2 protein-coding genes are annotated in these 1604 nt (G+C 35.2%); both read left to right on the plus strand.

What is annotated here, in order from left to right:
- Positions 1 to 181 precede the first annotated feature (181 nt).
- Complete coding sequence (locus NK213_RS19975) at positions 182 to 577, plus strand: hypothetical protein (protein WP_253352616.1); 396 nt, start codon at positions 182 to 184, stop codon at positions 575 to 577.
- Complete coding sequence (locus NK213_RS19980) at positions 564 to 1562, plus strand: major capsid protein (RefSeq protein WP_253352618.1); 999 nt, start codon at positions 564 to 566, stop codon at positions 1560 to 1562. The genes NK213_RS19975 and NK213_RS19980 overlap by 14 nt, the downstream gene beginning before the upstream one ends.
- The last annotated feature ends 42 nt before the right edge of the window (positions 1563 to 1604 follow it).

A 1604-nucleotide genomic window follows, 5' to 3' on the forward strand; every position in this document is an offset into this window, starting at 1 on the left:
AAGATACATCACTTTATGACGGATTACAGGAATTTATGAAAAAGATTCCGGAATTTTCAGGATTTACAAATTATTCAAGTGAAATAGAGTTTGATGATCAGACAGGTGGGAACGACGATTTAGCAGGAATAATGAGTAAAGCATTTGAAGATACTAAAAAAAGACACGGAGGTAATTAATAATGGGAAATAGAGTAAAGCCACTAGATGAAGTGGAACATAAAAGATTAGTCCTGGAAGAATTTATCACAGGAGAAGCAGTGGAACTTGAAGTAAATATAGGAGTAATAAAACAAGGTCAGGTACTTGCACAAAATACTTCAACAGGAAAATGGGAAGTGTACGATAAGGCGGCCACATCAGATGGTTTAAATGTTCCAAGAAGAATATGCAAAGGGGAAGAAGAACTAGATACAGATGCCACAACAGATAATCTTGTAGCAGTGGTATTAAGAGAGGGAAGAGTAGACAGAGACTTAATAGTAGGTCTGGACTATAAAACAGATTACACGGGAACAAGAGAACTGGAAAGACACAGAATATATTTAGAGGAGGTACTGGATAATGAAACTAATTAATCCAAGACAGGCAGAATTAATGGGAGTATTTGCAGCCCTGCCGACAAATGTAACAACACATTACTTATCAAAATTTCAAAATGGCACACCGTTTATGACGGCATCAGACAGTTTTAATGTGATTGAACTGATGAAAGAGCTGATAAGTTTATCAATAGTACCAAGAGGAACAAAAGCGCCTGATATAAAAATAAATGGTCATAATACAATAAATATAAGACCGGACATCATAAAAGGAACCGCAACATTAACACCACTGGAAAACTTAGAAATACAGGCAGGACAAACACAAATGATACTTAACGGTCAGCTGGTAGACAACGGGAAATTCCTTGATGAGAAAAAGCTAAGTATGCTTAAATCAGGCTATGTAAACACTAAAGCAAGAATGTGTGCAGAGTTATTTTTAACAGGGAAAATAACATTACCGGAATCAAAGGATGTAATAGATTTTAAAACTAAGCCGGCAGTTCCTAAAACATTTACAAAAGGAACAAATAACTGGGAAGTATTCTTTCTAGACTTACTAGACGAATATGTAGAAAAGAATAAGGTATTCCCAACAAAAATAGAAGTAGACAAGGAGATCCTAAAAGAATTTCTAACAGATGAAAAACTGGCCAAACAGAATATAGCATACAACATAGTGGATATAATCCCTCAAAAGACACTGGAGCAAAGATATCCGCACTTTAATATTTTGAATATGAAAATAGAAACACTGGTGCCGGCAACTAATGTTGTAGGTAAAAAGATAGATACAGAAAATATGATTTATCTGTCGAATGAAGCAGAGTTCACAGAAACATATGTAGGATTGGAAGTAGCGGTAAATAACAGTGTATTAATGTTAAAGGCGGATGTCCATATAGATGAAATAGTAGAAAAGGATCCGCCAGTAAAAAAATATATATTTCAGTCAGGATATTGTCCAGTACTACCGATAACAGACAGAATAATGAAATACAAAGTAACAATAGCATAGGAGGTCATAAGAATGGGAGCAGATTATGAGCTCCCTCAGGCT

Source organism: Sebaldella sp. S0638, assembly GCF_024158605.1.
Lineage (GTDB): Bacteria > Fusobacteriota > Fusobacteriia > Fusobacteriales > Leptotrichiaceae > Sebaldella.

Excerpts from the sequence above, each read along its gene's own strand:
- NK213_RS19975 (WP_253352616.1), top strand. The coding sequence starts at position 182 with ATGGGAAATAGAGTAAAGCCACTAGATGAAGTGGAACATAAAAGATTA.
- NK213_RS19980 (WP_253352618.1), top strand. The coding sequence starts at position 564 with ATGAAACTAATTAATCCAAGACAGGCAGAATTAATGGGAGTATTTGCA.